Genomic DNA, 23,280 nt, shown 5'->3' on the forward strand with positions numbered 1-23,280 from the left:
GGAAATGGCATGGGGAACCCATTAGCAATGGAAGAAATGCTTCATATTATTCATGCAGGGCTTGTCAAAAAGAATAACCCAAAACGGATTACGATTGCAGGTGCAGGGATTTCTGGATTAGTTGCAGGTTCTTTATTAAAAGAGGCTGGGCACGAAGTAACGATTATAGAAGCAAATAACAGAATAGGTGGCAGGGTGTATACGATTCGGGAACCATTTAGTGTGGGTTTATATTTTAATGCGGGACCGATGAGAATCCCTGACACCCATAAGTTAACCTTAGCGTATATTCATAAATTTAAACTACCTTTAAACCTTTTTATAAATAAAACTTTTGCAGATATCATTTATACGAATAACATTCAAACGAGATTGAATGTGTTTGAAAATGATCCAAGTGTACTTGAATATCCGGTTTTGGATAAAGAAAGAGGAAAAACGGCAGAAGAGCTAATGATTGAGGTATTAGAACCAATACTAAATTATATTAAGAAGGATCCTGATAAAAACTGGCTTATCGTTGAAAAAAAGTATAAAACGTATTCGCTTGGTTCATTTTTAATGGAGTATTATTCAGATAGTGCAATAGATATGATTGGGGTACTTCTTGATATGGAAGCTTATATGGGAATGTCCTTAATTGAAGTATTACGTGAAATGATTTTCTTTACTTCAACGACGAAATATTATGAAATAACTGGTGGAATGGATAAGTTATCGAATGCATTCTTACCACAATTAAGAGAACATATTTTAATGCCATATAAGGTTGATAAAATTATACAAGAAGATAATAAAGTAATGTTACAAGGAAATCATGAACAAACGTTAGAGCAATTTACAATAACAAGTGATTTTGCTATTATTACAATTCCATTTTCAGCGTTAAGATTTGTAGAAGTTCAGCCATACTATTTATTCTCTTATTTTAAAAAAAGAGCAATTCGTGAATTAAATTATATTGCTGCAACTAAAATTGCAATAGAGTTTAAAAGTAGATTTTGGGAGAAAGCGGGACAGTGTGGCGGTAAATCTATTACTGATTTACCGATACGGTTTACATACTATCCGAGTTATGGCATTCATACTCCAGGACCAGCTATCGTAATAGCAAGTTATACGTGGGCAGATGAGGCGTTAACATGGGATAGTCTCCCGCAAAGAGATCGTATTCGTTACGCATTAAAAAATTTAGCGGAAATATACGGTGACATCGTCTATAGTGAGTTTGTCACTGGAACATCTTTTAGCTGGAGTAAAAATCCGTATTCTTGCGGTGCATTTACAGCTTTCGAACCAGGCCAAGAGCTCGAGTTATTTCCGTATATTACACCACCATCTGGAAAAGTACATTTTGCAGGAGAGCATACGACATTAACACATGGATGGATGCAAGGGGCAATTGAGTCTGGAGTAAGAGTTGCATATGAAGTAAATGAACAGTGAATCTCTTATATTTACAAATGGTCATTCTTTTAATAAAATGATAAATATAAATCGTAATTATTACGCTTTGAATACATTTGAAGTAAAGAAATGGATGGTCGGTTGAATGAATAAAGTGGAGATTCATATATTAGGTGGTTTTTTAGGTAGTGGAAAATCAACATTATTACAAAATTTATTGTTAGCAGAGAAAAAGAAGAATAGAAAAGTTGCAGTATTAATGAATGAAATTGGTGAATACTCGGTAGATACAGATATTATTGGAAAAGAGAATGTTTTAAGAGAACTTCTTAAAGGATGTATTTGTTGTACATTAAAAGAAGAGCTTGAAATACAATTACATTCGTTATACCAACAAGAAAGACCAGATGTAATTTATATAGAAACGACAGGTGTTGCGCATCCAATTGAAGTGTTAGACGCGTGTGTCTCGCCAATTTTAGCTCCTTTTCTGGAAGTAAAATCAATTGTAGTCGTTTTAGATGCAGTAAGGTGGTTAAACCGAAGTATATTAAGTGCAAATGTACAACAGCTATTGCATGAACAACTGAAATTTGGTAGTCACATTCTTGTTAATAAAGCAGATTTACTAACAGATGAAGATAAGAACACAGTATTTGAAGAAGTAAAGGCAATAAATGATCATGCGAAAATGTATGAGACAAAGTATTGCAATATATCTTTAAAAGATATAGAGGAAGCAGAATTTCCAAATGATGAGGAACATGAGACACTACATGTCAAACAGCATTTACATATACAAACGATGACGTATCAATTTACGAAACCGATTGAACAAGACAAATTATATGAATGGCTTTCGAATTTACCAGATAGTATTTATCGAGTGAAAGGTTTTGTGAAATTCCATGGAGATAAATACCCTCACCTATTCCAATATTCGTTCGGAGTACCAACTTTATTAGAACAAGACTTCGGTTTCCCGACAAACTTAGTAGTAATAGGAGAAGGACTAGATAAGAAACAATTGGCTGAAGGGTTAGAGAAAGTAGAACTTAACTCTAATTAAGGGGAAAAGACTAACTTAAAAATAAGTTAGTCTTTTTGTATGGTCATTACTGAAATGAAACAGTATTTTCAATTGGATTGCAGAATATATATTGATTGTATGTCCGTTTCCATTACATAGGAAGGTGATTATATATTTGTGCCGAATGTAGAGGGTACTACAAGAGTTTTCCATTATCTATCGAATTAGTTAGTCATGATTACGGACAGGGGATTTTGGCGTGTTTGATTCTATCAGAAAGTAAAGTATGGGGAGGATCACAATGTCGATGAAAAAACGTAAGTGGCTAAAGACAATGTTTACTGGTTGTGTTTTAGGTTCGTTATTAATAACGGCAGCTTGTTCAGGAAAGAAAACAAGTACAGAGGATGAAAAAACGATTAAGGTAGGAGTCCTTGCTTCTTTAACAGGACCACTAGAATCGTATGGAAAACAAACAGTGAACGGATTTGAATTAGGGTTAGATTATGCAACTGGTGGAACTGGGAAAGTAGATGGGAAAAAGATTAAGTTTGTTGTAGAAGATACAGAAACGAAAGCGGATGTAGCAGTTAAAAAAGCTACGAAGTTATTAGAAGAAGAGAAAGTTGATTTTTTAGTTGGATCGTCTAGTTCAAGTGATACGTTAGCGGTTTTACCACTGGCTGAAGAATATGAAAAGATTATGGTTGTAGAACCGGCAGTTGCGGATAGTATTACCGGGAAGAACTGGAATAAATATATTTTTAGAACTGGAAGAAGTTCCTCACAAGATGCGATTGCAGGAGCAGCAGCAATTGCGAAAAAAGATGTAAAGATTGCGACATTTGCCCCAGATAACGCTTTTGGTCGTGAAGGGATTGCTGCATTTAAAGCGGGTGCGAAAAAATTAGGTGCGAACATTGTGAATGAGCAATACGCGGATACAAATTCAACAGATTTTACAGCGAATATTCAAAATATCATTAGTTCAAAACCAGATTATTTATTTATCGTTTGGGCAGGGGCAAATTCACCTTGGAAACAGTTGAAAGATATGAATGTGGAAGCGCAAGGTATTAAAATTTCTACAGGTGCGCCAGATATACCAGCATTAAAAACAATGGATGCATTAGTAGGTATGCAAGGTTTTTCTGTATATTATCACACACTTCCAAAAAATAAAGTGAATGATTGGCTAGTTGAAGAGCATAAAAAACGTTTTAATGGTGCAGTGCCAGATTTGTTTACAGCGGGAGGAATGTCAGCAGCAATTTCTATTGTAGAAGCCTTAAAGAAAACAAAAGGTGATACAGATGTAGATACCTTGATTAAGAAAATGGAAGGAATGGAATTTGATACACCAAAAGGAAAGATGAAGTTTAGAGAGAAGGATCACCAAGCGATGCAGACACTGTATTCTATCACATTGAAAAAGCAAGACGGTGTTGATTATCCGGTGCCAGTGTTAGAGCGAGAATTAACGATGAAAGAAACAGAACCACCAGTTCAAAATAAATAGACTGAATTTTCTGTTGTTTTTGTATAAAGAGGGGGGACCCTCTTTATACATATTTCTTTCATACTCACGGCTTTAAAGGGAGGGGATTTCGTGACACATTTGTTAGAGACGAAAAATCTTAGCGTATCTTTTGGTGAAGATCATGTTATTAAAGATGTAAATTTAACTGTCCAAAAAGGAAAACTCATTTCTATTATCGGGCCAAATGGTGCGGGGAAGACAACATTATTTAATTTACTAAGTGGACAGATTTCACCCACAACAGGTGAAGTGTATTTTAAAGGGCAAGATATTACAAAACTATCGATTTCAGATCGAACACGCTTAGGAATCGGTCGCTCTTTTCAGCTTACAAACATATTCCCAGAATTAACGGTACTTGAAAATGTCCGTTTAAGTGTTCAATCATTCGTACAAGATTACTATAGTTTTTTCCCGAGTCCAGCAAAATTAAAGCAACAAGTTGGAGAGGCGAGACGTTTCTTAAAAACAGTATTACTTCACGAGAAAGAGAACGTATTAGCGAAAGATTTGGCACATGGAGAGAAAAGAAAGCTAGAACTTGCGATGTTATTAGCTTTAAAAACGGATGTGTTATTACTTGATGAGCCGACGGCAGGTATTTCGGTTGAGGAAGTCCCTGCTATATTACAAGTGATTGAAAATATTAAGAAACATCCAGAGAGCACAATTGTACTTATCGAACACAAAATGGATATGATACTAGGTTTGTCAGATCATCTTATCGTTTTATTTCATGGAGAGTTATTGGCTGAAGGATTGCCAGAAGAAATTATAAAAGATGAGCGTGTACAAAGTGCTTATTTAGGGGGATTATATAGTGGCACTATTACAAGTGAATAATATAGAAACGTATTTAGATCAGTTTCATATTTTGCAAGGAGTATCTCTTACTGTTGAGAAAGGGACGATTACTGTACTGTTTGGTAGAAACGGGGCAGGGAAAACAACGACATTACGCTCAGTTATGGGGTTTCACCGGATTGCAGATGGTGAAATTTATTATGATAGTGCAAAAGTAAGTGGATTACCTACACATTTAATTTCAAGGAAAGGAATAGGGTATGTACCAGAAAATCAAGGTATTTTTCATGATTTGACAGTAGAAGAAACATTCGCTCTTGCTAGGGGGAAAGGTGAAGAAGTAGAAGGGAAAATAGAGTGGATGCTGGAACTATTTCCGGATTTAAAGCAGTTTTGGAATAAGAAAAGTGGGCTCTTGAGCGGAGGGCAAAAGCAAATGTTGGCTATTTCAAGAGCGTTTATTAATAGTGATGGATTATTACTTATTGATGAACCGAGCAAAGGGCTATCCCCGATAATGGTGGAGAAATTAATGGTAGCTATTTTGAAGATGAAAGAGAAAACAACAGTTTTACTTGTTGAGCAAAATTTTATGATGGCTAGTCAAATTGGCGATTATTTTTACATTATGGATAACGGACGAATTGTTCATAACGGTTTTATGAATGAATTAAAAAAGGATAAGGAAATGTGTCATAAATATTTAGGAATCTCTTAACATGAACCCGAGGTGAAAAGGATGGATGTGTTAATAAATTTATTTGTAAATGGGATTTCAACAGGGATGCTCATTTTTTTGTTAGCATCAGGTCTTTCACTTATTTTCGGTCTAATGAGCGTTTTAAACTTTGCACACGGTGGTTTATTTGCGTGGGGAGCATTTACAGGTGTTTGGTTATTTAATATGACAGGAAGTTATATATTAGCTTTAGTTGGAGCAGTAGCTATGGGAATGTTCCTAGGATTTATTTTAGAAAGGTTTCTTATTAGACCAGTATATGGAAATCATGTTCGACAGCTGCTCGTTACGCTTGGAGGAATGCTCGTTCTTAGTGAGTGTATTAAAATATTTTGGGGGCCAAACCCTATTAGTGCAAAATTACCGTTATGGTTACAAGGAAGTTTTACATCCGGAGGTATTATATTAATTAAATATCGTCTATTTGTTATTTTGATTGGGATAATTATTTACATTGCACTACTATTATTACTCAAAAAGACGAAGATAGGTCTTATGATCCGTGCTGGTGTAATGGATAAAGAAATGGTTCAAGCGCTTGGTATTAATGTAAAAGCGATATTTTCTTTCGTCTTTTTATTAGGAGCAGGGATGGCAGCTTTGGGAGGATTCTTATTAGCACCGTATTCGGGCGTTATTTTCGCCGAGATGGGCATGCAGTATGCAATTTTAGCATTTATAGTAGTAATTATCGGTGGATTAGGAAGCGTACAAGGTTCAGCTATTGCTTCTTTAATTGTCGGATTAGCTGGTGCTTTTACAGCGTATTTTATACCAGATTTATCACTTGCAATTAATATGTTAATGTTACTATTTTTCTTAATAGTGAAGCCAACTGGACTTGTTGGTGAAAAGGGGTGAAATGGTGAACAACACATCGGACCGAATTAAAGTATACTCCGGAGTATGTATGCTCATTTGTTTAAGTGTATTTCCGTTCGTAAATGATTCACGGAGCCTGTTAATTTTGTTCACTCAAATCTTCATCTTTGCTATTTTTGCAATGAGTTTTGATGTATTGCTTGGGTATACAGGAATTGTATCGTTCGGTCATTGTATGTTCTTTGGGATAGGAGCATATGGGGTAGCGCTTTTATTTGATCGACAAGGCGTATCAATAACGAACTTTTTAATTGGAATAGTAGCTGCAATTATCGTTTCAGCAATCGTTAGTTATATAATTGGTTTGCTTTCTTTACGATTGAAAAGTCATTTTTATGCAATGTTAACACTTGCTATTTCACAGTTGTTTTTCGTACTTGCTGAAAAATGGCGTGGGCTTACTCACGGAGGAGATGGTTTTACATTTGGGGTACCAGAAATATTCCGTGATCGTTTTACTTTTTATTATGTATCACTTGTATGTTTATGCTTCATTTTTATTCTATTACGTCTTTTTACAAAGTCTTCTATTGGGAAAGTATTAAAGGCAATTTCACAAAATGAACAACGTGTTGAAGCACTAGGATATAAAGTTCTTCAGTATAAAATTATTGCTAGTATTGTGGCAGGAGTAGTAGCTTCGATTAGTGGTGGTTTATTTGTTATTACATTACGCTTTGTCAATACGACTGTATTTTCAATTGAAATGACACTAAATGCACTCTTGATGACAATGATTGGAGGAGTCGGAACATTAATTGGAGCTATTGCTGGATCTGGGATTATTGAATCCCTAAAATATTATTTATCAGAACTAGCGACGGAATATCCGATTTTTGAAAGATGGACGATTATTCTAGGTTTATTGTATATTATCGTGCTACTCGTTTTTCCGAAAGGATTTGTTGGGACGGTTAAGAAATTGAAGAGTTTTAAAAGGAATAAAAAGGAGAAAAGTACAGAAGTGGAGCAAAACGTGTGAAAAATCAATTGTATACAAAATAAAAATCCCTCTTTTATATTCGTTAAAGAGGGATTTTTATTTTGAAAAAAGTTTGTAATCAAAGTCATTTTATTAATCAAATAGTTCATCAGGGATATGCTTTATAAAGGTTTGATTCGTAAAAAAATGAACAGCTAAATTCTCAAGGGGAACATCTTCAATTATTACTAATGTATCATTTTTAATCGGTAAAAAAGCTATTCCTTTTCCATCAGCAATAAACTCTTCCATAAGCGAATAAGAATCCAACTGTTGAAGTTGTCGCTGAGATAGATTGTTTTCTTTTAGAAATTGTATTGTCTTATTCCTAAAAGGGCACTTTTTGTCATTGCTAACGAAGAAAATTTCTTTTAAATAATCAATGGTACATTTTTCTTTCGCTTTTAATAAGCCTACAGAAATTGAGGTTGTGAACACTTTTTTAAACGATGCGTCAGGATAATCCTCATAAGTTATGACCATATCAACTTTTTGTTGCTGCAGTAATTTTTGCAAATGACTACTACTTTCTACATATATTTGATAATTTCTGAAATTTACTTTAATACGCTTACTTAAATAATTTGTCAAAATAGATTGTGACGTCGCTATTATATAAGAAGAACCACTCGTTTTAATTTCATCTTTTACTTCTTCTAATAGAGTTAATATTTTATTCGTGTAATCTAATAAAATGTCACCAGCAGGTAACAAGGAAACACCTTTGTTATCTCTATGTAGTAAAGGCGTTTCTAATTCTTGTTCTAATTTTTTGATTCGCTCAGTTACGTTCGGTTGAACATATCCTAACTCTTTAGCAGCTTTACTAATAGAACCCTCACTGGCCACAGTTTTGAATATAATAAGATCATTTATTTCCATGTATCTCAGCCCCTTATGCACTATCATTATAAATGATACCAAACATAATTTATACCTATTTTACGTTAGCCGCTTATCGATTTATCATAATGTATATAAGATTGAAAGCGAGTGATAAACATGATTGGAATGCAATATAAGGTCATTCTTCCAAAGGATTATGACATGGAAATTATTAAGAAAAGGGTAAAGGATAATGGCTATAAAACTGATGGTTTCCAAGAACTAAATTTTAAAGCTTATTTAATTACGGAAACGGAGAAAGACGGGAATTTTTATAACTGCTATGCACCTTTATATATTTGGAATGGTCATGAAGGGATGAATAAATTTACCTTTGAAGGGTATTACGATAATATTTTACAATCGTTTGGGTGGCAACAAATACATATAGGTGTTCCGTTAGTTGTTAATCTAAGTGATGGATTTAAGAAAAGTAGATATGTTGTTGAATATGCAGGAAGTATTTCTCAAAGTAAAACGTTGATTGGGACTCAATTAAACACGATAAATGAAAATGTACAAAACAATGAAAAGTGTTTAGGGAATGTAATCGTTTATAATCCGGATAAATGGGGATACAGTAGGTTTGAGTTTTATGAAGAGAAGCCTGAAATGGTAACAAATAAAGGTGTTACAGTATATGAGATTTTGCACATTTCACGATGAAATTTTGTTGTATATTAAAAATAAGAAAAGGAATGAAAGTCTATGCCTTTTGTGAAGGTTTATTATCCTGAAAATAAATTAAAACAAAGAAGAGCTGAAAAAGATAAGTGAATGTAGCCTATATAAATGTAACTACAGCTAAAACCTCTGAAGATGTGACCTAAAGTAAGCGATATCTACAGTGGAGATGGTTTTTCTATTTTTTTAATCATAACTTACAGAATTATTCTTTTGAATAAGACGTCTTTCACCAGTGTTAATTGGTTCAATATCTTATAAAATAATGTATAGTAAATTAAAAACTAAAAGTGGAGTAAACATATGGACAAAAATCGGAGTTGAAAATGGAATATTATAAGGTTAGTTTTATAAAAATGAAGACTATAGTTCTATTATTGTTAGTAAATTCTAAATAGTAAATTACATTTTAGCTTACTGAACAAGTGATAATCCCCATGCCCAGTAAGCTAAAAAAATTATAAATTTGTACATCAAAATTCCGGGCGTTTTGTAAGGTTTACACCAACCCCACTTTATGGAAGCCTATTAATCGTTTACGTCTATTGTCTGCTCTAGCCAATACATGCTCAGGAACCCTATAATTTAAGAGGGGATAAAATGACTGAGAAATATAAGATTTACTATAAACAACTTGCTGTACGATTCTTGGTTTTTGATTAAGGTTTAAACCGCCACGGTGCCAAACCTGATTGTTAAAAATTAGACAATCACCAGCTTTTGCTTTAAAAGTCACGGGTTTTTTTCCATTATAAACAGGGAGTTCTTGTTTAGTGTCTGGAAATTTACCGCTTCTATGGCTACCAGGAACTAATTGTGTAGGTCCCATATCTTCCTCAACATCCGCGAGATAGTATAGACAGTTGACAATAAATACTGGCATTTGAATATTATTATCCCAATCAACATTTTTTGGAAGTGGGAAAAACATTTCATCATCAATTAAATCGATATGCCATTGATCTATTCCTGTTCTTCTAGGGGTCTTAATTGCATTCATACTACGCAAATGACAATTATCCCCTAAAATTGCTTCGACTAAATTAATAACTGGAGGCAAATCGATTAAATTTTCAAAGACTTCACCACGTTCGAACATCATACCACGAAAAATAGGAGCGTACCCATTCCTTGGACCTCGAAAAGCTTCTTCAACCCCGGTATTCAATAAATTGATTTGGTCTTCATTTAGAACATTACTCATAAAAACAAAGCCATCACTATGAAATTGTTTCACTTTATCACTTAGATCATGCATAAAATATTTCCCCCTGAATCCTAGAGTTTTTTATAATTTCCTATTGCTGAAGATAATTATTAGATAAAAAATTCACTTTACTGTTCAATAAAAACTAATATAACAGTACAAAAAAATGCAACCGATTGCATTTTGGAGGGGAGGAAGGTTTATTTAGAAAAAACATATTCTATCATCTCCGCCTCTTGGATGAAAGTGTTTTCATTCCACCTTCGGTAATTAGTCTAACATTATTTTTGGTAAAAATAAACAAGAGTAGTAACTTCAATTGTTTATTTTTCGAGTTTGATTTTTTTGAAAAGTATGTTTGATGAAGTAACAGGCAGTAAATATTATGAAAATATCTTGATTTATAAGCTTTTTGTATATTTTTCACAAAAAAATAATAGTAAAGAAGTTAATGTAGAAGTAGATATTGAATTATTATTAGAATATTTAATTTATTTATCAGGTTGCGTTTTGTTTTGTTGGATAATTCATAATTAGATAAAAATAGTAAAAAAATGTATTTACAATTTATAGTAATAGGTTTATAATCCATAACTGTGCAAACGTTTTCTTTTCTGGTTCGAATTTTAAGAATCAATAAAATATTTGCTTAGTAAAATACATACGAAAGGATGAGATAGGTGAAAGTAGTTATTCTTTGTGGTGGTTTTGGAACGAGAATGCAATCGCATAAAGATAATATTCCTAAACCGATGATTACGATAGGGGACAAGCCAATATTATGGCACATTATGAAATACTATTCTTCATGGGGACATAATGAATTTATTTTATGTTTAGGTTATCAAGGGTGGAAAATAAAAGAGTATTTCATGAATTATAAGTTAATCAATAGTGATTTTTCAATTTCTCTTAATCAGCCCAATGATATTCAATACCATAATAGATTGAGTGAGGAAGATTGGAAAATTACGATGGTAGAAACAGGTTTAGATTCAATGACAGGGAGTCGTATTAAACAAATTCAAAAGTATATTGGAGATGATTCAACCTTTATGCTTACTTATGGAGATGGAGTTTGTAATCTTAATATTAATCGTCAATTGGACTTTCATCATTCACATGGAAAAATACTAACTGTTACAGGTATTTCAAGAACAGGGCAGTATGGGGAGTTGCAATGTGACAGTGAGGGGCATGTAACAGAGTTTCAAGAAAAACCTCAAGTTGCTGATGCAAAAATTTCTGGTGGATATTTCATTTGTAACAGAGGGATTTTTGAATATCTAGACAATGATAAAGAATTAGTATTTGAAAAAGAACCGCTACAAAAATTAATGGGAAATAAACAAATGATGGTATATAACCATAGTGATTTTTGGGGAAGTATGGATACATATAAAGATCAATTAACTTTAAATCAAATGTATGAAAATATGGAGGCACCTTGGAAATTATGGAATTAACTAAAGACTTGTCTATATTTAAAGGGAAAAAGGTACTTGTTACTGGGGATACAGGATTTAAAGGTGCATGGCTTTGTATGTGGTTAGATATGTTAGGTGCAGATGTTGTCGGATATTCACTACCTCCTGATAAAAAAGATTGTCTTTACAATATATTAGGTTTAGAGGAAAGGATTTTACATATTGATGGAGACATACTAGATTTAGAACATCTAAAAGAAGTTTTCAGAAAACAAAATCCAGAATTTGTTTTTCATCTGGCTGCTCAACCACTTGTAGGAGTTTCGTATACAGAACCCAAACGCACTTTTGATGTTAATGTAATTGGTTCAGTGAATTTGTTAGAAGTTGTTCGTCACAATAAGTCGGTTAAGTCGGTAGTATATGTTACGTCTGATAAGTGCTATAAAAATAAAGAATGGTTATGGGGGTATAGGGAAAATGATGAATTAGGAGGAGGAGATCCTTATAGCGTTTCTAAAGCAGCTGCAGAGCTAATATTTACTGCATATATAGATGCTTATTTTTCTGAGGACAGTAAAATTGGTTTAGCGAGTGCGAGAACAGGAAATGTAATTGGTGGAGGAGATTGGGCGGAGGGGCGAATTATACCTGACTGTGTTAGAGCTCTTTCAGCGAAAAAAGTAATTGAATTAAGAAAGCCCTATGCTTTTAGACCTTGGCAGCATGTACTTGACGTATTGTATGGTTATTTGCTACTAAGTATAAATTTGTTTCACAACCCTAAAAAGTATAGTGGAAGTTGGAACTTTGGGCCAACTAATACTTCCATTTTACCAGTACAAAGATTAGTAGAAACGTTTATTGATAATTGGGGGAACGGGTCCTATAACTCCGAAAATTATAATGAAAATTTTTATGAATCTAATAGTCTAAGTGTTAATTCTGAAAAAGCTGTTTATCAATTAAAGTGGAATTCAAAATGGGATTTTAATCGTACAGTTAGTGAAACAGTAAACTGGTATAAAAATTTTGAAGAAGGTAAGGATGCTTATCATTTCACGTTAGAACAAATTCAGGCATATATGAAAATACATAAAGAAAGGGAAGTGAAACCTTGAAAGTATTAATTTTTTCGCGTGAGTATCCGCCTAATACAATTGGCGGAACAAGTACAGTAGCCAGATCATTGGCTGAAGGTCTAGCAAAATCAGGATATAAAGTAGGAGTAATTACAAATAATATAGAGGAAATTTTAGTAACAGAAGTAATTAATGATGTTAATATATATCGAATTAGCAATAAATCTTTATATAAAGAAGAAGCTGGTATAAGTGACAATTCTCTTGTTTCTCATAGAAGATTAATGAAGGGTGTAAATCATTTCGTAAATAAGTTTGGTGCACCATCAATAATTATTTTTCCGGACTTGTTTTGTTTTCCTGAAGCTTCTATTTTAGCAAAACAGTTTGGATGCCCACTCATTAATATCCTTTTACAAGATTTTTCAAAGATGGTTCCTTACGATAGAAATGGGGTTCATCGAGTTTCAAATAATGTTGAAGCTAGAAAAGAGTTAATTCTTGAATTGGAGAGAAAAGCATTAATGCACTCTACCCATACTGTGTTTATTAGTAATGCGTTATCCGAAAGTATACATAAGCAGTATGAGGATTTATCGAGAGATAAAACAAGCGTAATTCATTTAGGAATTTATCCAGATGAACTTGCAAGAAAAGAAAATGTAAATTATAGACGAAGAAGAAGCGTTCTAGCAAAAGAGGAAGAAATTATAATTTTAGGTTGCGGTAGATTAGTACCAGTGAAAGGATTTGATTATTTAATTAAAGGATTTGCAAAAGTTTGGAGAAATTACCCAAAAGTTAAGCTCGGAATTATTGGTGTTGGACCAGAGCTAGAATATCTCAAGGAACTAACTAAAAAGTTAAATGTAAGCGATTCAGTAATTTTCTTAGGTGATATAACACGAGAGGAGGCAATTGAATACTTTCATGTAGCAGATATATGTGTAGTACCTTCATTATGGGAGTCGTTTTGTTATGTTGCTGCTGAATTTATGGCTGTAGGTAAGCCTATAATAGCCTCTTCGGTTGATTCGTTAAATGAGTTATTACGTGATAACAAAGAAGCTTTGAAATTAACTGTAAACGAAGATAAGTATGGTATACGTGAGTTAGATGAAAATGAAATTGCCTATAAGATTGAAAGATTGTTAAATAATCAAGAATTAGGTGATAGTTTAGCAAACGCGGCTAGAGAAAGAGTATCAAGGTATTTCATTAATCAACATTTTATTAATGGTGTATCAGAATTAATAGAGGAGAAACTCCATAAGAACACAGATAAAATTGCGGGGTGTTCTGAATGAAAGAGAATATTCAATCATTAAAAGAACTTATTGATAAGATAACACCTATCGATAAATATGCCGAAAGAAAATTTCACATTAGCCAAATGCGAATAGCAAAGCCATTAAAAAGTTTAGGGGCGTTAGATAAGATAGCCTATCAGATTGCAGGTGTACGAGGAATAACTCAGATAGATGATTTCAAAAAAAGTATTGTTATTTTTGCAGGTGACCATGGTATAGCATCAAAGCATGTATCATTATTTAAATCAAATGTTACGAGTAAGGTATTCAAAACGATAGCCGATGGTTTAGCACCTATTAATGTAATTGCTAAGCAGGTTGGGGCAGATATTACTTTAGTTGATTTGGGTTTGAAAGAATGTATTGATTCAGATAATTTTCTTAACTGGAAGGTTAAGGAAGGAACGAATGATATGACGAATACAGTGGCAATGAGTATATCTGAAACAATAGAGGCTATATTAAAAGGTGCTAAAGTACTAGAGACTGAAAAAAATCAAAATTCAAATATTATAGCAGTTGGGGAAATTGGTATTGGAAATACCACAGCCGCTAGCGCTATAACTTCAGTTGTTTGTAATATCTCACCAAATGATGTTGTAGGAAAAGGAACGGGTATATCGTGCGAAAAGGTTAAATATAAAACTGAAATTGTAAAAAAGAGTATAGATTATCATAATCTCAAGGTCACTGATGATCCTCTTCGTATAATTAGTTCTATTGGTGGACTGGAAATAGCTGGGGTAGTAGGGCTAATTCTGGGAGCAGCAGCACGGAAAATACCTATAATTATTGATGGATTTATAACTACAGCTGCGGCTAGTATTGCGCAATTATTATGTCCAGATATATCTAATTATCTTATTGCGTCCCATGTCTCTTCTGAACCTGGGCATAAATTCTTACTGGAAAAGATGGGGTTGTCACCATTACTTGATTTACAGATGAGATTAGGAATGGCTTCGGGAGCGGCAATTGCAACTTCATTAGTAGAAATAGCCTGCAAAGTAAGCTGTCAGACTGGACCATATATCGATATGAATATTGAACATATTGATCGAAATTTAAACTGGGGGAGTACTGAACATTAATGATTAATAAAGTATCCACAGTCATATTTGATTTAGATGGAACGTTGGTTAATAGTTGGAAAATTCATTTGGAAAGTTGTAAATATGCTTATTCAAGGGTTATGAATAAAACTTGTAGTACACTTCTAATCAAAAGATATGCTATGCCTACAGAAGAGGCTACACTTGGTTGTTTAGTAGGAGAAGAAAATAAAGAAAGAGCATTAAAATTTTATAATAAGTATTTCCTAGATAATTTGTGTGAATTATTTTTAATACCTCCAATTGATATACACAATATGTTGGAGTACCTAAAAGATAGGAAAATGAAACTAGGGATTTTTACGGGCAGATCAAGAGAAACGACTTACGCACTACTTAAATATACCGATTTAATTAAATATTTCGATGTAATTATTACTTCTAGTGATAATATACCAAGTAAACCCAATCCAGATGGATTAGCTTTAGCAATAGAGATGTTGGAGGCAAAAAAAGAAGAAAGTATATTTATTGGGGATACAGAGAGTGATTTGGATATAGGTAAGAAAGTAGATGTTTATACAATCAAAGTAGATTGGTTTACTGAAAATTTTTCAATGAATAAATCATACGAGGTAGTTACCGCTAGTACGCCAATGGATTTGAAAAATAGAATAACTTCAAAGATATGAGGGGTTTTTAGTGATATACAATCAGATCAAGAAGAACAATCCAGAACACATCGCTTTTATAAGAGACGAAAAAGAGGTTAGTTACAAAGAGTATATAGAAGAAATTGAAAAATGCCGTAGTACGATTATTAAGATTGGGTTATCTCAAAGTAAATTAGTAGGATTATGTTTAAAAGATTCATATAGATTCTCAATACTTTTCGTTTCATTATGTTCTTTGAAAATTCCAATTATACTATTGGATCCTTATACAAAAAGTGAAGAATTTCAAACTGTTATCAACATGTATAAGCCAAGTATTTTAATAACAGATACAAAAAAACTAATAGATATAGAAGATGATATGGTAATTGAAGAAAAAATGGAGTTTGAGAAGCCAATAAGACTATTTAATTTAAGAACACAAAATTTGTTCTTTAAGAAGAACAAAAGTGTTGATGAAGGGAACTTAGTTATCTTTTTATCATCGGGATCCACCAATATTCCAAAAGCTGTTTTGAAATCAGAGAAACGATTATTAAATGAAGGTTTACAACTTAAAAAAACATTAGATTTAAAAGAAGAAGAAAGAATACTGTCTATTGCACCAATATTCCATGCGTATGGTTTTGCTTTTGGGTTTATTGCACCATTAATTTCGGGTGTAACAATAACTTATTTACCCGCGTTAACTCTCGCAACAAAGATTGAGAAGGTAATTTTAGAAAGGGAAATTGAAATTTTAATTGCACTTCCAGTTCATTATGAGATGTTAGCAAGCCATTGTAAAAGTAAGTTAACAAACTTGAGATACGCTCTTACCGCAGGAGGGATATTAAACCAAGAAGTGTTAACAAAGTGTGAGGAATTAATTGGATTAAATTTAAACAATGTATACGGTATGACAGAAACAGGTGCCATTTCAATCTTACATGAAAAGTATGAAAATAAACTATATAATCAACCATCTGTTGGAAAAGTAATATCGGATACAAGTGTATTACTAAATTATTCAGATCCTGTGGAATCAAAAGGGTTACAAATTTTCGAAATACTGATCAAAAATAAAAGTATGACAATGGGTTATCTAGATGGTGAAGGTAATTTGGATTCCATTATCGATAAAAAAGAGTATTTTAAGACTGGAGATTTAGGGATATTAGATGAAAAGTGTCATCTTTATATATATGGGAAGCAAAAACTCACTATTAATGTATCCGGAAAGAAGGTAAATCCTTTAGAAGTTGAAGAGGTTATTCAAACTCATCCTGCTGTTAAAGAAGCAGTAGTAGTGGGACAAGAAGATTCAATTAGAGGAGAAATACCAGTCGCCCATATAGTTTTAAATCATCCTTCTAAGCAAGAAGAAATATTATCCCATTGCAGAAGGTATTTATCAGCATATAAGGTACCTAGAAAGATATTTTTTCAAGAAAAACTTGAGCAGACTTCAACAGGTAAGGTGAAAAGGCAAGCGTTGAAAGAGAATTTATAATCTAATTATAAAAAATAAAAGACAAAAAAGGGGTTAATAAAAATGAACACACATGTTGAGATGGAAAACATTCAAAAGGTATTAAAAAACATCATTGCTGAGGGTGTAACAGAAGGAACCGAAACTAATATTTCACCAAATGAAATCCCTAACGATAGCAATTTAATTGATTATTATAATATAGATTCAATAATGGTTTTAGAAATTTTATTGAAAATAGAACAAACATTTGAAATAGAAATTCCAGATGAAGAACTTAGTGTCGATCTTGTTAGCACAGTTGAATCTTTAACTACTTATATTATAGAAAAGTTAAATAAATAATAAGAAGAACTATGGGGGGAGGAAAAGGTGTGTATTCAATAAAAGTAAATAATCTTCAGAAAGAATATCGCTTTCATCGAAAGGAGCCTGGGTTTCTTGGTTCTATTAAATCTATGGTAAATAGAAAGTACGAGCAGAAAATAGCGGTTAATGATTTAAGTTTTAAATTAAAACAAGGAGATTTTGCTGGTTTTATTGGTCCTAATGGAGCAGGTAAAACTACAACTCTAAAAATCTTAACGGGAATTTTAACGCCCTCCCATGGTGAAGTTGAAATAATGGGATGTGTACCGTGGAAGAGAAGTTTGGAACATCGAAGACAAATATCGATTATGATGGGAAATCGAGGACAACTAATTTGGGATTTACCTCCATTGGAAACTTTTGAACTTAATAAGGAATTATATTCTATATCAAGTAAGGATTATAAAAATCGGCTTGAAGAATTATCTGGTTTATTAGAAGTTGAGCATTTGCTCAAAGTTCAAACAAGAAAATTATCTCTTGGTGAAAGAATGAAAATGGAAATGATTGCAGCTCTTCTTCATGCTCCTAAAGTTCTGTTTTTAGATGAACCAACTATAGGGTTAGATTTGTTTGCTCAAAAAAAAATTAGGGGTTTTCTCAAAGAATATAATCAACGTTATAATGCTACAATTCTGCTAACAAGTCATTATTTAGATGATATACAAGATCTTTGTGAGAAGTTAATGATATTAAATAAAGGGAATTTAGTATATAACGGTTTAACAGCAGATATAATGAAAGATTTTGATGTTAATAAGTATATATCTGTTAGTTTTAAAGAAAAAATATCCTCATCACAAATTGAACGATTAGGAGCAAAAGTTACATTGCAAGAGCAAAACAAAATGGTATTATGTGTGAATAAAAATGAAATGAAAAATGTAGCTACAATTTTATTAAATTCTTTTCCTATAGAGGACTTAACAGTAGAGAATATCTCAATAGAAGGCGTAATAGAGAAAATTTACTCAAAATCCAACAAACAGCTAATTAGGGGTTAATCACATGAAAAAAGCTATACCAATAAATGCTTATTTTAAAATTGCACAAACAAGTTGGCTTAGAGGAATAGAATATCGTTTTGGGGTATTCTATATGATTTTAGAAGCTTTTTTACCCACAGTTGCAATGTTTTTGATGTGGAAAGCTATTTATGCAAACGGAGATACAGTAGCTAATTATTCACTTAATCAATTAATAACTTATTTTATTGGTGCTCGAATAATAAACTATTTAATTTGGTATCAGGTAGATTGGGATTTGAATGAGAAAATAAATAAAGGAATATTAAGCAGTCTGTTATTGAAACCAATTGATGTTCAAGCTTACTATGTTTCTGAAATGATAGGTGATAGGTTTGTAAAGTTTTTCTTGGGTTGTATACCTTTGTCCATAATCATGCTAATTTTAAAAAAATATATTAGTATATCTTTAGATTTAAAGTCCATAATAATATTTATTATTGCAATTATAGGATCAGCGGCTCTATGGTTTCTATTGTCATGGATAATTGGCTGCTATGCATTCTGGGCACATAACCTGGTAAATATTTTATTTGTAAAGCATTTAATTATAACTATACTGTCAGGAGGATTTTTTCCGCTAGATTTGTTACCACATACAATAGTAAGGGTAATAGATTTTACACCTTTTCCATATCTAGCATTTTTTCCATTAAAAATAATTACTGGATCCGCTAGTCAAGATTATATAGTACATGGACTTATAGTCCAACTGATTTGGATAATATTATTTTTCATATTAGGGAGAGTAATTTGGAGAAAAGGGGTTAAAAATTATGTGGAAGTAGGTGGATAAAATGAATAAAATAAAGGTTTTTAAAAAAATAGCTACATTAAGTTTACAAAAGGATTTAGAATACCGAGCAAATTTTTTCGCTATGGTTGTATCAGGATTACTTTGGATTAGTGTACCATTAATATTCTTTAAAGCTATATATTTAAATGTAGAAAATATATTGGGATGGCAATGGGCCGAAATGTTAATTTTAGTAGGGACATATATGATTATTGATGCAATTATGATGTTCTTAATGATACATAATATGGGTATGCTTCAAAATGACATTATGGATGGAAGACTGGATTTATTGTTGATAAAGCCTATTGATTCTCAATTTTACGCATCATTTAGAACTTTGAATTATACCCAAATATTGAATGTAATTCCAGGGATGATAGTTGTAATTATTGGAATGAATTCAATGTCCAATGTTTTAAATTCAATTAATTTATTGGGATATTTTCTCTATTTATTTTCAGGAATGATTATTTACTACTGTATTTGGTTTATGTGGACCATTACAGCTTTTTGGTGGCCAAGTATTCAAAATAGAGAAGGAATGTTTTTAAGTACAATAATAATGGCTAGATTTCCAGATGATATTTATCAAGGCATAATAGGAATGATCTTCAAGTATATGTTCCCCATTGCTTTAGTTGCTAGCCCTGCTGCAAAAATAGTTACTGGAAAATTAGATATTGTATTGGGAATACTTACTTTTGGGATTAGTATAGTGCTTTTAATTATTACACGTTTTGTGTGGAATAGGGGATTAAAAGCGTACAATAGTTCTGGAAACTAAATAAAAGGAGTTTTATTAACATGGCAAATATCGCTGCTAGCATTGTACTAATCACAAGAAACAAGCTCGAACGTATACAGCATACTTTGAAATCGCTTTCTCTACAGAATACCAGGGGGATTCTTTTTGAAGTAGTTATTGTTAATAACGGTTCTACTGTGGATTACACGTCAGTAATAGAGTTGTATAAGGGGCAACTACATATGCAGTATACAGAAAGAGAAGCTGCATCTATTGCAAAAGCTAGGAATATAGGAATTAAAATGGCAAAAGGAGATATCATCATTTTTTTAGATGATGATATCTTATTTGGATCGCAATTTATATACGAGCATATAAAACCGCATTTAGAAAGTAAAGATGAAGTCGTTGTTGTAGGTGACCGTTATAATGTATTTTTTGGGAATATAACTTCTCATAGGACAGAAACAATCATACATAATGCATTATTAAATGATATAAATCAACTAAATGGAACAGCTAGAGAAGATTTTTATGCCAAACAAACGTTTAAATTGTTTGGGTGGCATCCAAATGGAGGGCATATTGCATGGACCTGCTTTGTAACACGAAATGCCTCGGTTAGTAAAAAGTTGTTAGAAAAGGTAAATTATTTTGATGAAAAGTTCCTTGGTTGGGGGGGAGAAGATATTGAATTAGGATATCGCTTATATAATCAGAATGCTAGATTCATATATCAGAAAAACGCTAAAGTTTATCACATGGAACATCCAGTTGGTAAAAATAGAATTGAAAATTTGGCTAAAAATATGAACTATTTCTGTGAAAAATATTCTGAGCACTTAGATCCCAAATTATTTGTAAAATTTATAAATAATCAAATATCATTAGAGGAATTTTATAACTCAAATAATGCTTTAAAGCTACACATTAAAAATAGTTCACAAACCTATTTTAAAATGATTAGGTAATGAAGAACTGGAGAGTAGGAGGAAAATAAAATGAAGGTTTTAGGATTGGGTGGATCTTTACATGATTTTTCAGCATGTTTAGTTGATAATAGTGAAATTAAGGTTGCTGTAGAAGAGGAAAGGTTAGTACGGGTTAAATATGCATATAAGCTAGGTGAACGTGTTTCGAGGTGTAAGGCTGCAAAATATTGTTTAGATTCGGAAGGAATTTCTATTGATGATGTAGATTTAATAGTGGCAAATGATTATCTAACACCTGGTTATTACCTTAAATATAGAAAAAAAGTTAAGTTAATTAGTCATCATCTTAGTCATGCAGCTAGTGTATTTTATCCATCGAAATTTGAAAAATCAGCTATTTTAGTTTTAGATGGTGGAGGGAGCCAAATAAATAGTAAGAATCAAATATTTGGAGAAACAATAACATATTATTTAGGAGAAGGATCTCAGATTTCTACTTTAAAGGATATTAAAGGCGAAGTAGTAGGTGAGGATTATGAACAGGTTTATACAAATTCATTAGGATTTTTTTATGGAATAGTTACTAATAGCATAGGATTTAACTCACAGGGTTATATTGAACCTGGTAAAACAATGGGCTTAGCTCCTTATGGTACGGACAAATATGTGAAGGAATTTTATAAATTCTATAATTGTGATATAAATGGGAATTTCAATCAAAGCTTAGAGCAACAGAGAGAAATGGAACAGTACATAAATCACGTATTGGAAAATATGAAAACGCTTAAGAGATTGGAGCAAGCAAAAGCTGATTTTGCTTTTGCAGTTCAATATCATACTGAGGATATTGTAATTAAACTTTGCAATTATTTATATGAAAAAACTCAAATAAAAAACTTATGTATTTCTGGAGGTGTAGCTTTAAATAGTGTTGTAAACTATAAAGTTTTAGAGAATACTCCTTTTGAAAATGTATTTGTAATGCCTGCAACAGGTGATACCGGTACTGGAATTGGAGCGGCCCTTTATGGGTATTATGCTTTAGGAGGAAAGCATAGGAATCCCTCTAAAACAGATTTTTCTCCGTACTTAGGAAAGGAATACACTGAAATAGAAATAAAACAGTCTCTAGAACAATATAAAGAATCAATAATAGTATCAGAACCAAAAAATTTGCATAAAACGGTTGCTAAATTAATTAGTGATAAAAATATTATAGGGTGGTTTCAGGGGAAATCAGAAGTAGGTCCAAGAGCATTAGGAAATCGTAGTATATTAGCAGATCCTAGATATAATGATATGAAGGACCTTATAAATACAAGAATTAAGCATAGAGAACCGTTTCGACCATTTGCACCTGCTGTTTTAGAAGAAGAACAAGATAAATATTTTTCTATGAAAGAAAGTTCTTACTATATGTTGTTTGTTCCGAAAATCCATAATTCTAAACAAAAGGATGTACCTTCAATTACTCATATTGATGGGACTGGAAGAATGCAAACAGTATCAAAGGATATGAATCTGAATTTTCATAAATTAATTTCTGAGTTTAAAAATTTAACAGGTATTCCAATTCTTTTGAATACTTCATTTAATGATAATGGAGAACCGATAGTTGAATCACCAAATGATGCTATTAAATGCTTTTTAAATATAGATTTGGATTATTTAGTAATCGGAAAGTATTTAATTCAAAAAAATAAAAATTAGGAGAGAATGCCGTGTGCATATAAAAGAATACGAACTAAGTAGTTATGGGCGACTAGTGACATATACTAAATCTTCGATGACTGAATTACTAGAAATATACCATAATACTATTATAAAAGTGAATTTAATACGGCAGAATACAGATCTGCCTATACTAAAAGTATTTAATACAAAATTACCTGATTATTTCCTAGTTAGAGAAGCAACTTTAGAAAGTGAAGAAACAGGCGAAATATTCTTATATGCCATTTCTATTGTATTTATAGAAAAGTTTCAAAAAGAAGTTATGGAAGATTTGATAAAAGGGGTTGAGCCAATCGGAAAAATTTTAGATAAGTATAAGCTAGATACCAGTAGGAAAATTGAAAATGTAAATATATATCAAGAAGAGGGGATGGCTAAACATCTTCAAATAGGGTGTGAAGACAAAATTTTAGGGAAAACCTATACTATTAACAGTGAAAAAGAACCACTGTTTCTAATTTCTGAATTTTTCCCTTTAAAAAAACTAATTGAATAGGAGA

The 23,280-nt window shown here is 32.2% G+C and carries 23 protein-coding genes; 21 read left to right on the forward strand and 2 right to left on the reverse strand.

Annotation, left to right across the window (positions count from 1 at the left end):
* Positions 1-9 precede the first annotated feature (9 nt).
* From BCG9842_RS09010 to BCG9842_RS09040, 7 genes are all read left to right on the forward strand, one after another.
* Positions 10-1,446: a flavin monoamine oxidase family protein gene (locus BCG9842_RS09010; RefSeq protein WP_000528005.1), complete on the forward strand. Its 1,437-nt coding sequence runs from the start codon at positions 10-12 to the stop codon at positions 1,444-1,446.
* 106 nt (positions 1,447-1,552) lie between these two features.
* A complete protein-coding gene (locus BCG9842_RS09015) occupies positions 1,553-2,476 on the forward strand; it encodes a CobW family GTP-binding protein (protein WP_001044943.1) in 924 nt (307 codons plus the stop codon).
* Positions 2,477-2,738: 262 nt separating this feature from the next.
* A complete protein-coding gene (locus tag BCG9842_RS09020; protein ID WP_000061996.1) occupies positions 2,739-3,956 on the forward strand; it encodes a substrate-binding domain-containing protein in 1,218 nt (405 codons plus the stop codon).
* 90 nt (positions 3,957-4,046) lie between these two features.
* Positions 4,047-4,820 carry an ABC transporter ATP-binding protein gene (locus BCG9842_RS09025; protein ID WP_000149310.1) on the forward strand — a complete coding sequence of 258 codons (774 nt, stop codon included), beginning with the start codon at positions 4,047-4,049 and terminating at the stop codon, positions 4,818-4,820.
* Positions 4,798-5,499: an ABC transporter ATP-binding protein gene (locus BCG9842_RS09030; protein WP_001196709.1), complete on the forward strand. Its 702-nt coding sequence runs from the start codon at positions 4,798-4,800 to the stop codon at positions 5,497-5,499. Before BCG9842_RS09025 ends, BCG9842_RS09030 begins: the two co-directional genes overlap by 23 nt.
* Positions 5,500-5,520: 21 nt before the next feature.
* The gene (locus tag BCG9842_RS09035) at positions 5,521-6,381 is read left to right on the forward strand and encodes a branched-chain amino acid ABC transporter permease (protein ID WP_000382788.1); all 861 of its coding nucleotides are present in this window, start codon (positions 5,521-5,523) and stop codon (positions 6,379-6,381) included.
* 49 nt (positions 6,382-6,430) lie between these two features.
* Positions 6,431-7,384 (forward strand): branched-chain amino acid ABC transporter permease, encoded by a 954-nt coding sequence (locus tag BCG9842_RS09040; RefSeq protein ID WP_041488149.1) that lies wholly within the window; start codon positions 6,431-6,433, stop codon positions 7,382-7,384.
* Positions 7,385-7,477: 93 nt separating this feature from the next.
* Here the strand turns inward: BCG9842_RS09040 and BCG9842_RS09045 are convergent, their stop codons facing one another.
* Entirely contained in the window at positions 7,478-8,266 is a 789-nt protein-coding gene (locus tag BCG9842_RS09045) for a LysR family transcriptional regulator (RefSeq protein WP_000404993.1), read from the reverse strand.
* Between the two features lie 120 nt (positions 8,267-8,386).
* Here BCG9842_RS09045 and BCG9842_RS09050 point away from each other — a divergent pair, with 120 nt between their 5' ends.
* Positions 8,387-8,935, forward strand: coding sequence for a DUF4865 family protein (locus tag BCG9842_RS09050; protein ID WP_000579909.1), 549 nt, complete (start codon positions 8,387-8,389; stop codon positions 8,933-8,935).
* Between the two features lie 517 nt (positions 8,936-9,452).
* Here BCG9842_RS09050 and BCG9842_RS09055 read toward each other — a convergent pair.
* Positions 9,453-10,211: a phytanoyl-CoA dioxygenase family protein gene (locus tag BCG9842_RS09055; protein ID WP_000543792.1), complete on the reverse strand. Its 759-nt coding sequence runs from the start codon at positions 10,209-10,211 to the stop codon at positions 9,453-9,455.
* Positions 10,212-10,840: 629 nt separating this feature from the next.
* Between BCG9842_RS09055 and rfbF the strand changes: the two genes are divergently transcribed.
* From rfbF to BCG9842_RS09125, 13 genes are read left to right on the forward strand one after another with little or no spacing between them, the layout of a single operon-like run.
* Positions 10,841-11,626: a glucose-1-phosphate cytidylyltransferase gene (gene rfbF / locus BCG9842_RS09065; protein ID WP_000869622.1), complete on the forward strand. Its 786-nt coding sequence runs from the start codon at positions 10,841-10,843 to the stop codon at positions 11,624-11,626.
* Positions 11,617-12,708, forward strand: a complete 1,092-nt coding sequence (gene rfbG / locus BCG9842_RS09070; RefSeq protein ID WP_041488150.1) for a CDP-glucose 4,6-dehydratase — start codon at positions 11,617-11,619, stop codon at positions 12,706-12,708. The genes rfbF and rfbG overlap by 10 nt, the downstream gene beginning before the upstream one ends.
* On the forward strand, positions 12,705-13,976 hold the full coding sequence (locus BCG9842_RS09075) for a glycosyltransferase family 4 protein (protein ID WP_000866035.1): 1,272 nt from the start codon (positions 12,705-12,707) through the stop codon (positions 13,974-13,976). Before rfbG ends, BCG9842_RS09075 begins: the two co-directional genes overlap by 4 nt.
* Positions 13,973-15,070, forward strand: coding sequence for a nicotinate-nucleotide--dimethylbenzimidazole phosphoribosyltransferase (cobT, locus tag BCG9842_RS09080; protein ID WP_000662058.1), 1,098 nt, complete (start codon positions 13,973-13,975; stop codon positions 15,068-15,070). Before BCG9842_RS09075 ends, cobT begins: the two co-directional genes overlap by 4 nt.
* Positions 15,070-15,723 (forward strand): HAD family hydrolase, encoded by a 654-nt coding sequence (locus BCG9842_RS09085; protein ID WP_000608988.1) that lies wholly within the window; start codon positions 15,070-15,072, stop codon positions 15,721-15,723. The genes cobT and BCG9842_RS09085 overlap by 1 nt, the downstream gene beginning before the upstream one ends.
* Positions 15,724-15,733: 10 nt before the next feature.
* Positions 15,734-17,197 (forward strand): class I adenylate-forming enzyme family protein, encoded by a 1,464-nt coding sequence (locus tag BCG9842_RS09090; RefSeq protein ID WP_000639966.1) that lies wholly within the window; start codon positions 15,734-15,736, stop codon positions 17,195-17,197.
* Positions 17,198-17,239: 42 nt separating this feature from the next.
* Positions 17,240-17,521 carry an acyl carrier protein gene (locus BCG9842_RS09095; protein ID WP_001091896.1) on the forward strand — a complete coding sequence of 94 codons (282 nt, stop codon included), beginning with the start codon at positions 17,240-17,242 and terminating at the stop codon, positions 17,519-17,521.
* A 29-nt stretch (positions 17,522-17,550) separates the two neighbouring features.
* Complete coding sequence (locus BCG9842_RS09100; protein ID WP_000286890.1) at positions 17,551-18,549, forward strand: ABC transporter ATP-binding protein; 999 nt, start codon at positions 17,551-17,553, stop codon at positions 18,547-18,549.
* A gap of 4 nt (positions 18,550-18,553) precedes the next feature.
* A complete protein-coding gene (locus BCG9842_RS09105) occupies positions 18,554-19,366 on the forward strand; it encodes an ABC transporter permease (RefSeq protein WP_000709301.1) in 813 nt (270 codons plus the stop codon).
* Position 19,367: 1 nt separating this feature from the next.
* Positions 19,368-20,153, forward strand: a complete 786-nt coding sequence (locus BCG9842_RS09110; RefSeq protein WP_001033633.1) for an ABC transporter permease — start codon at positions 19,368-19,370, stop codon at positions 20,151-20,153.
* Positions 20,154-20,173: 20 nt separating this feature from the next.
* Positions 20,174-21,085, forward strand: coding sequence for a glycosyltransferase family 2 protein (locus BCG9842_RS09115; RefSeq protein ID WP_001273689.1), 912 nt, complete (start codon positions 20,174-20,176; stop codon positions 21,083-21,085).
* A 30-nt stretch (positions 21,086-21,115) separates the two neighbouring features.
* Complete coding sequence (locus BCG9842_RS09120; protein ID WP_000865920.1) at positions 21,116-22,756, forward strand: carbamoyltransferase family protein; 1,641 nt, start codon at positions 21,116-21,118, stop codon at positions 22,754-22,756.
* A gap of 13 nt (positions 22,757-22,769) precedes the next feature.
* Positions 22,770-23,276 carry a chorismate--pyruvate lyase family protein gene (locus tag BCG9842_RS09125; RefSeq protein ID WP_000547679.1) on the forward strand — a complete coding sequence of 169 codons (507 nt, stop codon included), beginning with the start codon at positions 22,770-22,772 and terminating at the stop codon, positions 23,274-23,276.
* Positions 23,277-23,280 lie beyond the last annotated feature (4 nt).

The sequence above is a fragment of the Bacillus cereus G9842 genome (genome assembly GCF_000021305.1).
In the GTDB taxonomy this organism is placed as follows: Bacteria; Bacillota; Bacilli; order Bacillales; family Bacillaceae_G; genus Bacillus_A; species Bacillus_A thuringiensis_S.

Excerpts from the sequence above, each read along its gene's own strand:
- BCG9842_RS09050 (WP_000579909.1), top strand. The coding sequence starts at position 8,387 with ATGATTGGAATGCAATATAAGGTCATTCTTCCAAAGGATTATGACATG.
- BCG9842_RS09045 (WP_000404993.1), bottom strand. The coding sequence starts at position 8,266 with ATGGAAATAAATGATCTTATTATATTCAAAACTGTGGCCAGTGAGGGT.
- BCG9842_RS09095 (WP_001091896.1), top strand. The coding sequence starts at position 17,240 with ATGAACACACATGTTGAGATGGAAAACATTCAAAAGGTATTAAAAAAC.
- cobT (WP_000662058.1), top strand. The coding sequence starts at position 13,973 with ATGAAAGAGAATATTCAATCATTAAAAGAACTTATTGATAAGATAACA.
- BCG9842_RS09015 (WP_001044943.1), top strand. The coding sequence starts at position 1,553 with ATGAATAAAGTGGAGATTCATATATTAGGTGGTTTTTTAGGTAGTGGA.
- BCG9842_RS09105 (WP_000709301.1), top strand. The coding sequence starts at position 18,554 with ATGAAAAAAGCTATACCAATAAATGCTTATTTTAAAATTGCACAAACA.
- BCG9842_RS09055 (WP_000543792.1), bottom strand. The coding sequence starts at position 10,211 with ATGCATGATCTAAGTGATAAAGTGAAACAATTTCATAGTGATGGCTTT.
- BCG9842_RS09110 (WP_001033633.1), top strand. The coding sequence starts at position 19,368 with ATGAATAAAATAAAGGTTTTTAAAAAAATAGCTACATTAAGTTTACAA.
- BCG9842_RS09040 (WP_041488149.1), top strand. The coding sequence starts at position 6,431 with ATGCTCATTTGTTTAAGTGTATTTCCGTTCGTAAATGATTCACGGAGC.
- BCG9842_RS09020 (WP_000061996.1), top strand. The coding sequence starts at position 2,739 with ATGTCGATGAAAAAACGTAAGTGGCTAAAGACAATGTTTACTGGTTGT.
- BCG9842_RS09010 (WP_000528005.1), top strand. The coding sequence starts at position 10 with ATGGGGAACCCATTAGCAATGGAAGAAATGCTTCATATTATTCATGCA.
- BCG9842_RS09085 (WP_000608988.1), top strand. The coding sequence starts at position 15,070 with ATGATTAATAAAGTATCCACAGTCATATTTGATTTAGATGGAACGTTG.
- BCG9842_RS09115 (WP_001273689.1), top strand. The coding sequence starts at position 20,174 with ATGGCAAATATCGCTGCTAGCATTGTACTAATCACAAGAAACAAGCTC.
- BCG9842_RS09035 (WP_000382788.1), top strand. The coding sequence starts at position 5,521 with ATGGATGTGTTAATAAATTTATTTGTAAATGGGATTTCAACAGGGATG.
- rfbG (WP_041488150.1), top strand. The coding sequence starts at position 11,617 with ATGGAATTAACTAAAGACTTGTCTATATTTAAAGGGAAAAAGGTACTT.
- BCG9842_RS09120 (WP_000865920.1), top strand. The coding sequence starts at position 21,116 with ATGAAGGTTTTAGGATTGGGTGGATCTTTACATGATTTTTCAGCATGT.